Below are 11,788 nucleotides of genomic sequence, written 5' to 3'. Positions count from 1 at the left end.
CAGCCGACGATGCGGAACGCGGTCAGAAACCCCGGTTGAGGTGCCGCGTTCGCCAGCTCGAACATCCGCTGCAACGTCTGCTCGTTGATGATCACTCGTCGCGGACAGGCCGTCCGACAGCTCGCGCGCCATCTCCTGCCGCAGCTCCGAGTCGCCGAACAACACCGGTACCGGACCACCTGCCCGGCGCAGCGCGGCACCGAGCACGTCGGCGGCGTTGCGGGTGCGGCTCGCGAGCAGCACCGGCCGTCCGGCGGCCACGGCGTCGAGCGCCAGCGCGGCCAGCGTGTGCGTCTTGCCCGCTCCCGGCGGGCCGCCGACGACGGTGATCCGCGCGCGCCGGGCGTGCTCGACCGCGCGCATCTGACTGTGGCTCAACGGCAACGCCGAACTGACCGGGACCCTGGGACCGTCCAGCGCCTCACCGGCACCGTAAAGGGCCGCGAACGCCGTCGACTCCAGCCCGCGTTTGCCCGCCCAGTCGAACAACGCGGCACCCTGCTCGGTCTTCACCACCGGCTCACCGGCGTGCAGCCCCGCTCCCATCGCCACGACGAGCTCGCCGCCGGAGATCAGCCCCGTGGGGTCGTCGTGGACGATCGGCACGTTCTCGAACCCGGCCAGCCGCAGCGTCTCGGTGATCCACTGCTCGGTCGGCGCGAGCGCGGCCTCCCGTTCGGCGGTGCGAGCCCAGTCGTCGATCAACGGGAAGACCCCCGCGTCACCGGCGACGTGGTAGGCGTAGCCGAGCCCGATCCCGTGATGCAGCCGCACCGGCCGAGACACCAGCGGCAGGCACACCCGGCGCCGCTGACCACCGATCATCGCGGGTCCGGCGAGGAACGCCCAGCCCAGCCGCAGCAGCCGGTCCTCCTGGTGCAACGCGTCGAACGCGGCCAGGTGCGAGACCTCGTCGCGGGCGTGCTTCGGCGCGGTCCACGGGATCGGCGTCCACCCCGGCCCCTCCTGCACCGCCGTGATGGCCTGCCACGACGGCTCGTGGTCGCCCAGCCACAGCAGGCCCGCCGCCTTGCTGAGGTCGAGCTGGACCTTCTGCGGCTGCTCGGCGGCACTCAGCCGGGCCAGGGTGCGCAGGACAGCCGGAACGTTCACGCCCGCCATCTTTCCCGAACCACCAGGGCGAGCTGTGTGCGGTCCCGCAGGCCGAGCTTGCGCAGCGCGCTCGACACGTGGTTCTTCACCGTGCCCAGGGTGATGTGGAGCCGCGCGGCGATCTCCCTGTTGCTCGCCCCGGTGCCCACCAGCTCCACGACGTCCGACTCGCGCGAGGACAGCAGCTCGTGGCCGGGGAACGTGACCTTCGGCTGGACGACCTCGGCGACCAGCCGGGCCGCGACGGGGCCGTCCAGGATCATCTGCCCGGCCGCGACCTTGTGGATCGCCGCGACCAGGTCGTCCGGCGAGGTGTCCTTCAGCAGGTACCCGAGAGCGCCGGCCTTGAGCGCGCCGAAGATGTACTCGTCCTCCTCGAACGTCGTCAGCACGATGCACGCCACGTCCGGATGTTCGGCTTTGAGGACACCGATCAACGCGACGCCGTCCATCACCGGCATCCGCGCGTCGACGAGGGCGACGTCAGGGCGTGAGTCCATCGCGGCGAGCGCCTCCTCGCCGTTCGCGGCCTCGGCGACGACCTCGATGCCGTCCTCGATGTCGAGCAACGTCCGCAACCCGCGCCGCATCAGCTCCTGGTCGTCGACCAGCATCACCCTGATCATGCCGGGAGCTCGACCCGCAGCTCGAACCCGCCGGCCGCCCGGTTCCCGGCGGTCACGGCACCTCCCAGCGCCTCCACGCGTTCCCCCAGCCCGACCAGCCCGAAGCCGTCCACCACCTCGGCGCCCCGGCCGTCGTCGCCGATCACCAGCACCACCCGGTCCGGCGAGAAGCTCAGCTCGGCGGTCACCTCGGCGGCCTCGGCGTGGCGCAGCACGTTCGTCAGCCCTTCCTGAAACGCCCGGTACAGCACGATCTCCGCGTCTGGACCGAGCTCGCGTTCCTGGCCCGTCACCTGCAGCCGCACCCGCAGGCCGTCGAACGTCCTGGCGAGCTCCCTCAGCGCGTCGCTCCCCCGTCTGCCCTCCAACACGAGGGGACGCAACGCGCGCACGGACCGCCGTGTCTCCGTCAACGCCTCCATGGTCAGCAGTTTGGCCTGCCGGACCTCGTCCCACGCCCTGTCCGTCGCGCGCTCCCGGAGCCGTTCCGCGTTCTCCAGCCCCATTTTGACCACCGTCAGGTAGTGCCCCAACGAGTCGTGCATCTCCCTCGCCATGCGCGCGCGTTCCTCCGCGACGGCCAGCCGCCGGATCTCTTCCGCCTGCAACACCGCCTTGCGCACCGCCGCCGCCACGCTGATGCCGAACGCACACAGCACACCGACGATGGTCGCGCCGCGCAACGCAGTGACCCAGTCCTGGCCGTAGAGCGCCATCCCGCCCACGACGAACAACGCGACGGTGACCGCGAGCGTGCCGAACGCCCACCGCGTGCCGAAGACTTGCGTGACGTTCCCCAGTCCGATGAGCACCAACGGCGTGACAAGCCCACTACCGTCCACAGCTGCCAGCACCACACACACGATCACGAACGCGATGCTCACCGCCTTGCGCGTCGTCGTGATCTCCCACGGCAGCGCGAACCACAACGCGACCAGCACGGCCAGCAAGCCCGCGAGCGGCACGACCCCGAGCCAGGCCGGATAGGTGGGCGCACCGAGCAGATGGACGACGAGCACGGCCGGTGCCACGACCCAGAACAGCACGGTGAACAGCAGTGGACGCACTTCGGAGACGCTAGCGAGAAGGCCGCTCGCGCACATCGGACTTCGGTGACTGCCTGACCCATGACTTCGGTCATGGTCCGCTGCCTGTCCGCGGCTGGATGTGGTCCACGCGTCCGGTTCGCACAATCTCCAGGCATGCGAATTGTGTTGGCATTACTGGGTTTCGTCGCCACGATCGTGATCGTCGGCGCACTGGTCCAGCTCGCGACGGCCTCGTTGCCGATGACGGTCTCACTGGTCATCGGGGCCTCGGCGGCGTCAGTGAGCGTGTTCGGTCTGGTGTACCTGCTGCGGCGGCGCCTCGACCGCAAGCCGCAGGACCTGGTGCGCTTCGACCGCACCACAACACCGTTGCTCCTGTCGGGCATCGCGATCGCCGCGGCGGTGGCGCTGCTGGGCGGCGCGGTGAACGTGTGGCTGGGCAACGCCCGCTGGGGAGTGGACTGGGGTGGTGTCAGCATCCCGGTCGCGGTCATCTCCATCGCCGCGAGCACGCTGCTGGCCCAGGGGTTCCCGGAGGAGCTGGTGTTCCGCGGCTACATCTTCGCCAACCTGCGCGAGAGGATGCCGCTCTGGGCGACCGTCGTGGTCAGCTCGCTGATCTTCGGGTCCATCCACGTCTTCTCGCACGGCGGCGCGAACACCTTGACCGAACGGCTGGTCTACGCGCTGATGGCGGCCGGGTTCGGGCTGATGCTGGCGTGCTGCCGGGTGGTGAGCGGGTCGCTGTGGCTCGGTGTCGGGTTCCACGCGGGGCACGACGCGTTCGTGCGGATGTTCGTGACGCTGCGCCCCGACGCGTTCATCGGGGCGCAGCTCGTCACCTTCGGCGCGCTGGTGCTCGCCGCCTACCTCACAGGGTCAGGCTCCAGGGGCCGATCGTTCCGGCGTCAGCCGTCGCCGCGTCCCTGACCTGGAGCTCCCAGGTGCCGTTGCGGGCTGGTGTCGGGCCGGCCCGCGGGTTGTGCGCCTTGACTTCGCAGGTCCTCAGCCGGCGAGCGCGAAGAGTTCGTCCGGACGGCCCGACTGCTTGAGGACCGCGAGGGACTGCTTCTCCAGCTGGCGGATCCGCTCGCGGGTCAGGCCGAGTTCCTCCGCGACCTCCTGGAGGGTGCGCTCACGCCCGTCCTCCAGGCCGAAGCGCAGGCGCATGATCCGGCCCTGCCGCTCGGGCAGCACGTCGAGCAGCGACCGCACGCCGTCGGTGAACTCCTGCTGTTCCACCATGTCCGGCGCGGACATGCCGTCGGTGTCCTGGATCAGGTCGCCCAGCACCGAACCGCCGTCGTCACCGACCGGCGTCTCCAGCGAGACACAGGTGCGAGCGGCGTCCATGAGGTCCTGCACGCGCGTCGCGGAAACCTTCGCCTCCGCGGCGATCTCCTCGACCGTGGCCTCGCGGCCCAGTGCCGCGGACAGCTTCTGCCCGAGGCGCTTGAGCTTGTTGACCTCTTCCACGACGTGCACCGGCAGGCGAACCGTGCGGGTCTGGTCGGCCAGACCCCGTTCGATCGCCTGACGGATCCACCACATGGCGTAGGTGGAGAACTTGTACCCCTTGGCGTAGTCGAACTTCTCGACCGCGCGGATCAAGCCGAGGTTGCCCTCCTGGACCACGTCCCCGAAGGGCAGGCCGCGGAACGAGTGCTTCTTCGCGACCGACACGACCAGGCGCAGGTTCGCGCGGATCATGTGGTCCTTGGCGCGCTCACCCTCGGCGGCGATCCTGCGCAGCGAGCGGCGGTTGCGCGTGGTGTCGCCGATCTCCAGCAGGTGCGCGGCGTAGACGCCGGCCTCGATGCGCTTGGCCAGGTCGACCTCTTCGGACGCGGTCAGGAGCGGTGTGCGCCCAACCTCGCGCAAGTACTGGCCGACCGAGTCCCCGTCCTGCTGTCCGGACGCGCGGTTCTTCAGATCTGCAGGCATGACAAATCCCCCCGTTTCCGTTGGCAGGAGTGGCAGCCGGAACTGGCTGCACGTGGTGTAACGGTTCAGTGGTCCACTTCATTCCGCGGTTTCGCCTGTGACCTCAGCCTCACCCGCGTGATGGCGTGGTGTTCCACGGCCCGGACCTCGATCGTCCAGTCGCCGACCTCCACCACGTCACCGGGTTCTTCCGGGATGCGGCCCAGCAGCACCAGGACCAGACCGGCGATCGTGGCGTACGAACCGGGCGGGCCGGTCAGCTCGACGCCGACGTCCACCAGGTCGTGCACCGGGAACGTGCCGGGCAGCTCGATCGACCCGTCGGCCGCGGCCTTGATCGCCATCACGTCCGAGTCGGTCTCGTCGTAGATCTCGCCGACGACCTCCTCGAGCAGGTCCTCCAGCGTCACGATGCCGTCGACCGCACCGTGCTCGTCGACCACCAGCGCCAGCTGCTCGTGCTCTGCCTTCATGCGCCGCAACGCGTCCGTCACGCGCACCGAGTCCGGCAGGAACATCGGTGCACGTCCGACCTCGGACAACGGCCGGTCGTCGTCGAGCAGATCACGCAGGTGCACCACGCCGACCACGTCGTCCAGGTGACCGTCCTTCGTCACCGGCGCCCGCGAATGTCCGGACCTCGCCAGGATTTCCCGCGCCTCCCGGGTCGTCAAACCTACTTCGAGCGTCGTGACGAGCCGGCGCGGCACCAGCACCTCGCGCAACCGTCGTTCGTGGATTTCCAGCGCACCCGTCATGATCGTGCGCTGTTCCGGGTTCAGGTGTTGTTGCACCTCAACGAGATCGCGCAGCTCTTCCGGCGACATCTGTTCCTCCTCGACGTCCGGATCACCGCCGAAGATCCGCACCACGAGGTCGGTCGCCTTGCTGAGCAACCACACCACCGGCCTGGACACGGTGGACAGCAGGTCGAGCGGGCGCGCGACGATCTTCGCCCAGCGCAGCGCGTACTGCATCGCCAGCCGCTTGGGCGCCAGTTCCCCGAACACCAGCGTGAAAAACGTGAGAACCATCGTGACCAGCGCGATCGCGACCCCGTCCGCGGCACCGTCGAGGAACCCCAGCAGCGGCACGAGCGGCTGCGCGAGCGACACCGCCGCGGTGGCCGAGGCGAGGAAACCGGACAGCGTGATGCCGATCTGGATGGTCGCGAAGTACCTGTTCGGATCGCGTGCGAGGCGGACCAGCGTGCGGTGCCCGTCACGTTCCAGCGAGCGCAACTGACCCTCCCGCAACGACACCAGCGCCATCTCGCTGCCCGCGAACGCCGCGTTCACCAACACCAGGACCGCGACCAGCGCGAGGTTGAAGCCATAGCCATCCACACGTTTGGGGTAGCACGTGGGGTGGTATTTCGCACCCTGACGGCCATCTTGAGCAGCCAGGAGGCCTAGCCGAACGAGGTGGGGATCTGATGGACACTCCCGAGGTGCTCGGCACCTCCGCGAGGACCCTGCACACCCTGCCCGAAGATCAGCCCGACCTCTCCGCAATGCGCGCGTGGGTCGGCTCTCTGCTGGGAGATCTTCCTGAGGACGTCCGGCTCGACGTTCTTCTGGTGTGCACGGAATTGGCTAGCAACTCCTATGAACACGCGACCGGACCACGCGCCGTGAGAGTGCAACGGCACGCCGACCACATTCGAGTCGAGGTCGACGACCACACACCGGCATCGCTACCCGAACTGGGTCGGTCACGGCTCGGGAACTCCCGGGGGCGTGGCTTGATGTTGATCGCCGCCATCTCTCGTTGCTGGGGCACGCGCGAGATGGAGGGCGGCAAGACCGTGTGGGCGGAGGTCGGCGCATAGCCCGCCTGTGCGTTTCGCACAGAGAAGTCGTGACACGGCACGGATGGGTTCTGCGGAGAGTTTCTTCGACTCTCGATGCATGACAACGAGGGTTTCGACACAGATTCCGGCAGCTCCTGAGAGACGACCGGTGCGCACGTTGGTCGACCGTTGGCCGATGGCGCTGGCAGTAGCCGTGTCGTTCGACTTCTGGGAAGCACCGCTGGTGCCTCCCGTGTGGACCCTGCTGCTGTGCCAGGCGGCATACCTGCTGTGGGGCTGGCGGGCGCCACGCGTTCAACTCGCGGTGTTCAGCCTGTATGCAGCTCTGGCCGCTGTGGTGATCATGGTGTCGCCGCACGCCGGTGTGCTGCTGATCGCGCTCGGGTGGGGCGCGCACGCCGTCTGGGATCTCCTGCACCACCTGCGCAACGCGGTCGTGCTGCGCTGGTGGTCGGAGTTCTGCGGAGTGTTCGACCTGGTCATCGCCGTCACGATCCTGCTGAAGTGGTTCTAGGCTGATGGCGATGAACGATCTTCCGCACACCGCGCTGCGCGGCACCCTGCACGTGCTGTGGGTGGCGACGCTCGTCGTGCCGCTGGTGTCGGTGCTGCGCGAGCCGTCGGCCACCCGCTGGCTCGGAGTGCTGGGCCTGCTGATCGTGGCCGTGGCGTACGCGGTGGCGCTGCGGGAGGCCAGGCTGTGGGTGCTCGTGGCGGCCACCCTGGTGTCGATTCCGCTGGTGGCGCCGGTCGGGCCGGACGAGCTGTCGACGTGGGCGTGGATCGGCGGAGGGGCCGCCGGGTTCGCTCCCCTGCTGCTCAGCGGCGTCTGGCGGTGGCTGGCGGCGCTCGGCGCGGTCGTGCTGTCCGGGCTGGTCGGGTTCTTCGTGACGCGCGACCACACGACGTACCAGATGATCGCGGCGGCGGTCGGGGTGACGATCATCGCGATGGCCGGGCTGCCGATGTGGTTCGCCGGGTTGCTGGCCCAGGCGCGGGCCGGGCGCGAGGCACAGGCGGAGCTGGCGGTCAGCGAGGAACGGCTGCGGTTCGCCCGCGACGTCCACGACCTGCTCGGCCACCGGCTGACCGTGATCGCGCTGAAGGCGGAGCTGGCCGGGCGGCTCGCGCCGTCAGATCCGGAACGGTCGTCCGCCGAGGCGTTCGAGGCTCAACGACTCGCGTCGTCGGCGCTGGCGGAGGTGCGGGACGCGGTGCACGGCTACCGCTCGGTGAACCTGGCCGAGCAGCTCGAAGCCGTGCGGAACGTGCTGCGGGAGGCCGGGATCCGGTGCACCGTCGCGGACGTCCCGGTGCACGGCGAGGGCGCCACCCAGCTCGCGCTGGCGTTGCGGGAAGCGTGCACGAACGTGCTGCGGCACAGCCACGCCACGTGGTGCATGATCGACGTCGCGCGGCAGGACGGGGAGGTGCGGATGACCGTCACGAACGACGGCGCCGGTCTGGAGTCCTCCCGCGAGGGCAACGGGATCAGGGGCATGGGCGAACGGCTCGCGGAGGTAGGCGGCCGCGTGTCCGTGGAGCGGTCCTCGGCCGAGTTCACGCTGCAGGTCGTGGTGCCCGCGTGATCAGAGTGCTGCTGGCCGACGACGAGGAACTGATCCGCGACGCGCTCGCCGCGTTGCTGGACCTGGAGCCGGATCTTGAGGTGGTGGCCAAGGCGGGCGACGGCCGGACCGCTGTCGAGGCCGCGCGGGCGCACCGCCCGGACGTGGCCGTGGTGGACCTGCAGATGCCGGAGCTGGACGGCCTGGAGGTCACCGAGGAGCTCGCCCGCGTGCTGCCGTCGTGCGCGGTGGTGATCCTGACCGGTCGTGGCCGGCCGCCGCACCTGCAGCAGGCCCTGCACGCGGGCGCGAAGGGGTTTCTGCCCAAGGGATCGCCGGGCGGCACGCTGGCCGACGTGATCCGGCGCGTGCACGGCGGGTCGCGGTGGGTCGATCCCGCGCTGGCCGCTGACGCGCTCGCCGCGCCGCCCTGCCCGTTGACGCAGCGCGAGCTGGAAGTGTTGCGGCTGACCGAGTTCGGCACGCCCGTCGCGGCGATCGCCGCGCGCACCTCGTTGTCCGCGGGGACGGTGCGCAACCACCTGGCCGCGGCCGTCGCGAAGCTCGGGGTCGCGAACCGGGCCGAGGCCTTCGGGCTGGCGCACGAGCACGGGTGGCTTTGAAAGTGGAACAGTTTGGCGCCGGTTCACCGATCCGGTGTCAGGCTGTTTCGCATGGGCGAGAACACCACGCTGCCGGTCCGCGCCGTGAGCTTCGAGCGGGCCTTCGACGATGTCGTTGCCAGCGCGTGGAATCGTCTGTGTGCCCGAGTGTCGGTACCTGGGTGGGACACGCTCCGCGACGCTCTTCAGGACGAGCTTCGCAGCACGCTCGCGCGGCTGGCCCGGCCGACGTTGGTGCTGGAGCTCAACGTGGCCCGGCTGGAGAACCGGTTGCGGGGCGAGACGCCTGAGGACCGTTTCCGTTACTACGTGGAAACTCTGCTGCCCGGAGATTGGCCCGCACTGCTGGCCGAGTACCGGGGGCTCGACGCGTGGCTGCGCGAGACCGAGGAGCTGTGGATCGGCGCGCTCGCCGAGATGGCCGGGCGGCTCGCCACGGATCTCCCTCTGCTGCAACGGGTTCTGCTGCCGGACGGCGCTCGCCTGTCCGGCATCAGGACCGGTTGCGACAGCGATCCGCACCGCGGTGGCCGGATCGTGCGCATCTTGGAGTTCACCTGCGGTGCCAGCCAGACGCTGCTGGTGTACAAGCCGCGGCCGATGGCGGTCGACGTGGCCTTCCAGGCGCTGCTCGCGTACTGCAACGCCGGCGACCCGGACGTGCCGCCGCTTCCGCTGCTGAAGGTGGCGAACCGCGGCTCCTACGGCTGGTCCGAGTTCGTCGCACCGGCCGACTGCCCGGATGTCGGCGCGGTGCAACGGTTCTACCGCCGCCAGGGTGCGTACCTGGCTCTGCTGCACGTGATCGACGGTGTGGACATGCACCACGAGAACCTCGTCGCCGCCGGGGAGAACCCGGTGCTGGTGGACGTCGAGACGTTGTTCGACCGCGCGGTGTCCGCCGCCGGGGACCACGACGACGCCACCGCGGTCGCGGGTGCGCGGCTGCGGGAGTCCGTGGCGCGCACGATGTTCCTGCCGGGCCGGATGTGGGGCGACGAGCAGCACGCCGGTGTCAACATCGGTGGCCTCAGCTCCGGGCAGGCGCAGCTGACATCGTTCACCAGGCCGATGTGGGACGACGCCGGCACCGACTCGATGCACCTGGGCGAGCAGCGGGTCGAGATCCCGGTCGCGGCCAACGTGCCCCGGCTCGACGGCGTTGCGGTGCCGGCCTTCGCACACACCGGCGAGCTGGTCCACGGGTTCACCAGCATGATGCGGTTCCTGCTGCGCCACCGGGAAGAACTGCTGCGCGGGCCGTTGCGGGCGTTCGGCGAAGTGCCGGTCCGGCAGGTTCTGCGGGCCACGTCGGGGTACGGGCAGCTGCTGCGGGTGGCCAGACACCCGGACTGGCTGCGCGACACCAGTGCTCGTGACGAGGTGTTCGACGCGCTGGAGCAGGCGGGCGCGGACGAGCTGCGCCAAGTGCTCGACGCCGAACGCGCAGACCTGCGGCAGGGCGACATCCCGGTGTTCACCGCCACCCCGTCCACGCGCGATCTGTGGGACAGCCGCGGTGTTCGCCGTCCTGACTTCTTCGAGCACACCGCGCTGGAGCTCGTCGCGCGCCGGCTGGAAGCGCTGGACGAGCGGGAGATCGACCGGCAGAGGTTCGTGGTGCTGGCCTCGATGTCGGCTGCGGAACCGAGCCCAGCCGGCCGTTCCGCGCCGTTCGAGGACTCCCTGGAAGCCGCGGTCGCGATCGGCGACATGCTGGTGGCGCAGGCGATCCACGGCCGGCGCGACGTGACGTGGCTCGGCATGGAACCGGTCGGCCAGGAGGCCGACTTCCAGCTGGCGCCGCTCGGCCACGACCTCTACCAGGGCACCGCGGGCGTCGCGTTGTTCCTCGCCCACCTCGGTGCGATCACTGGCTCCTCCAGGTACACCGACCTCGCCGCCCTGGCCGCGGAGGGCGTCCGCGCCAACCCCGGACCGCCGTCGGGCGGTTTCTTCGGCCTGCCGTCACAGCTCTACGTGCTGGCGCACCTGGCGGCGCTGTGGGACGACCCGTCGGTGCTGCCGCCGGCCGACCCGGTGTTCGCGCATCTGACGGCCGGTGTGCCCGACAGCGAGTTCGACCTGGTGTACGGGTCGGCGGGCACGATCCTCGGCATGCTCGCGTGGCACGCCGTCACCGGCGACGACCGGGCGCTGGCGGTGGCCGCCGACCACGGACGGCACCTGGCGCGACACGCGATTCGTTCCGACGACGGCGCCGTGTGGCCGATGCACGGCAACTCCATGCGCCTGCTCGGTTTCTCCCACGGCACCGCGGGCATCGGCTACGCGCTGAGGGAGTTGTCGCGTGCGCTGGACGGACACGCGCGGACCGCCGAACTCGCGGCGGACGCCTTCCGCTACGAAGACGCGCGTTTCGATCCCCAGCAACAGAACTGGCCGGACCTGCGCGACTCGAACCGGCGGTTCGCGGCCAACTGGTGCAACGGCGCGGCGGGGATCGCGGTGTCCCGCCTGGGTGTCGACGACCTGGCCGTCACCACGGCCGTCCAGACCGTTTTGGACAGTCCGCGCCCCCTCGTCGACGTGCTGTGCCACGGCACCCTCGGTCTCCTGCTGGTCGTCGCCGACGCGGCGGAGGCGCTCTCCCGCGACGACTGGCGCGCGTCGGTCCAGCGGCAGCTCGGCGGAGTGCTGGCCGGATCGCGCTGCGGGTTCGCCCATCCGGAGTCCGCTCCAGCGTTGATGACCGGCGCGTCCGGCATCGGCCTCGGGCTGCTGCGCCTGGCCAGGCCGGACGCCGTGCCCCAGGTGCTGCGGCTCGCCCCACCGACTCCGGCCGCGCCCGGCGGCCGCTGAGAGTACTGGAGGTACGACATGAAGAACGCGACCATCGTCCGCGCCTGGAAGGACGCGGCCTTCCGCGCCACGCTCCCGGCCGGCGCCGTTCCCGCCCACCCGGCCGGTTCGGCCGTCGTGAAGACCGAAATGCTCGGTGCCGCCCTGATCTCGTCGCCCGCCTGCACGGACGGCGGTCCTCGTTGCACCGATTCCGGACCGAACTGTTCCTGATCCGGAGGTGGTCTGC

The 11,788-nt window shown here is 70.2% G+C and carries 12 protein-coding genes; 7 read left to right on the top strand and 5 right to left on the bottom strand.

Translation table 11 applies throughout. The features are described from left to right. The 3 genes from ABZX92_RS43045 to ABZX92_RS43035 form a co-directional block, all read right to left on the bottom strand. A partial coding sequence (locus tag ABZX92_RS43045) for an AAA family ATPase (RefSeq protein ID WP_355571497.1) occupies positions 1-1,113 on the bottom strand: 1,113 nt, incomplete at its 3' end. Continuing rightward, positions 1,110-1,739, bottom strand: coding sequence for a response regulator transcription factor (locus tag ABZX92_RS43040; protein ID WP_355571495.1), 630 nt, complete (start codon positions 1,737-1,739; stop codon positions 1,110-1,112). The genes ABZX92_RS43040 and ABZX92_RS43045, both read right to left, overlap by 4 nt. Beyond that, the gene (locus ABZX92_RS43035) at positions 1,736-2,806 is read right to left on the bottom strand and encodes a sensor histidine kinase (protein WP_355571493.1); all 1,071 of its coding nucleotides are present in this window, start codon (positions 2,804-2,806) and stop codon (positions 1,736-1,738) included. The genes ABZX92_RS43040 and ABZX92_RS43035 overlap by 4 nt, the downstream gene beginning before the upstream one ends. A gap of 135 nt (positions 2,807-2,941) precedes the next feature. Here ABZX92_RS43035 and ABZX92_RS43030 point away from each other — a divergent pair, with 135 nt between their 5' ends. Next, positions 2,942-3,718, top strand: a complete 777-nt coding sequence (locus tag ABZX92_RS43030; protein WP_355571491.1) for a CPBP family intramembrane glutamic endopeptidase — start codon at positions 2,942-2,944, stop codon at positions 3,716-3,718. Between the two features lie 75 nt (positions 3,719-3,793). Here the strand turns inward: ABZX92_RS43030 and ABZX92_RS43025 are convergent, their stop codons facing one another. Together ABZX92_RS43025 and ABZX92_RS43020 are read right to left on the bottom strand one after the other, a co-directional pair. Beyond that, complete coding sequence (locus ABZX92_RS43025; RefSeq protein ID WP_355571489.1) at positions 3,794-4,732, bottom strand: sigma-70 family RNA polymerase sigma factor; 939 nt, start codon at positions 4,730-4,732, stop codon at positions 3,794-3,796. Between the two features lie 65 nt (positions 4,733-4,797). Further along, positions 4,798-6,078 carry a hemolysin family protein gene (locus tag ABZX92_RS43020; protein WP_355571487.1) on the bottom strand — a complete coding sequence of 427 codons (1,281 nt, stop codon included), beginning with the start codon at positions 6,076-6,078 and terminating at the stop codon, positions 4,798-4,800. 89 nt (positions 6,079-6,167) lie between these two features. Here ABZX92_RS43020 and ABZX92_RS43015 point away from each other — a divergent pair, with 89 nt between their 5' ends. The 6 genes from ABZX92_RS43015 (at position 6,168) to ABZX92_RS42990 (ending at position 11,772) form a co-directional block, all read left to right on the top strand. Next, a complete protein-coding gene (locus ABZX92_RS43015; protein WP_355571486.1) occupies positions 6,168-6,563 on the top strand; it encodes an ATP-binding protein in 396 nt (131 codons plus the stop codon). 157 nt (positions 6,564-6,720) lie between these two features. Then, positions 6,721-7,059: a hypothetical protein gene (locus ABZX92_RS43010; protein ID WP_355571484.1), complete on the top strand. Its 339-nt coding sequence runs from the start codon at positions 6,721-6,723 to the stop codon at positions 7,057-7,059. Between the two features lie 10 nt (positions 7,060-7,069). After that, positions 7,070-8,134 carry a histidine kinase gene (locus ABZX92_RS43005; RefSeq protein ID WP_355571482.1) on the top strand — a complete coding sequence of 355 codons (1,065 nt, stop codon included), beginning with the start codon at positions 7,070-7,072 and terminating at the stop codon, positions 8,132-8,134. Next, positions 8,131-8,736: a response regulator transcription factor gene (locus ABZX92_RS43000; RefSeq protein WP_355571480.1), complete on the top strand. Its 606-nt coding sequence runs from the start codon at positions 8,131-8,133 to the stop codon at positions 8,734-8,736. Before ABZX92_RS43005 ends, ABZX92_RS43000 begins: the two co-directional genes overlap by 4 nt. 51 nt (positions 8,737-8,787) lie before the next feature. Continuing rightward, positions 8,788-11,559 carry a type 2 lanthipeptide synthetase LanM family protein gene (locus ABZX92_RS42995; RefSeq protein ID WP_355571478.1) on the top strand — a complete coding sequence of 924 codons (2,772 nt, stop codon included), beginning with the start codon at positions 8,788-8,790 and terminating at the stop codon, positions 11,557-11,559. Between the two features lie 18 nt (positions 11,560-11,577). Continuing rightward, entirely contained in the window at positions 11,578-11,772 is a 195-nt protein-coding gene (locus ABZX92_RS42990; RefSeq protein WP_355571476.1) for a mersacidin/lichenicidin family type 2 lantibiotic, read from the top strand. The last annotated feature ends 16 nt before the right edge of the window (positions 11,773-11,788 follow it).

The sequence above is a fragment of the Lentzea sp. NPDC006480 genome (assembly GCF_040611995.1).
Classification (GTDB): domain Bacteria; phylum Actinomycetota; class Actinomycetes; order Mycobacteriales; family Pseudonocardiaceae; genus Lentzea.
Note: the sequence above shows the minus strand (reverse complement) of the source record. Positions and strands in the feature narration are given on the sequence as shown.

What these genes read in the sequence shown, in the direction of transcription:
- ABZX92_RS43040 (WP_355571495.1), bottom strand. Translation starts at nt 1,739, where the DNA reads ATGATCAGGGTGATGCTGGTCGACGACCAGGAGCTGATGCGGCGCGGG.
- ABZX92_RS43030 (WP_355571491.1), top strand. Translation starts at nt 2,942, where the DNA reads ATGCGAATTGTGTTGGCATTACTGGGTTTCGTCGCCACGATCGTGATC.
- ABZX92_RS43025 (WP_355571489.1), bottom strand. Translation starts at nt 4,732, where the DNA reads ATGCCTGCAGATCTGAAGAACCGCGCGTCCGGACAGCAGGACGGGGAC.
- ABZX92_RS43015 (WP_355571486.1), top strand. Translation starts at nt 6,168, where the DNA reads ATGGACACTCCCGAGGTGCTCGGCACCTCCGCGAGGACCCTGCACACC.
- ABZX92_RS43010 (WP_355571484.1), top strand. Translation starts at nt 6,721, where the DNA reads ATGGCGCTGGCAGTAGCCGTGTCGTTCGACTTCTGGGAAGCACCGCTG.
- ABZX92_RS43005 (WP_355571482.1), top strand. Translation starts at nt 7,070, where the DNA reads ATGAACGATCTTCCGCACACCGCGCTGCGCGGCACCCTGCACGTGCTG.
- ABZX92_RS42995 (WP_355571478.1), top strand. Translation starts at nt 8,788, where the DNA reads ATGGGCGAGAACACCACGCTGCCGGTCCGCGCCGTGAGCTTCGAGCGG.
- ABZX92_RS42990 (WP_355571476.1), top strand. Translation starts at nt 11,578, where the DNA reads ATGAAGAACGCGACCATCGTCCGCGCCTGGAAGGACGCGGCCTTCCGC.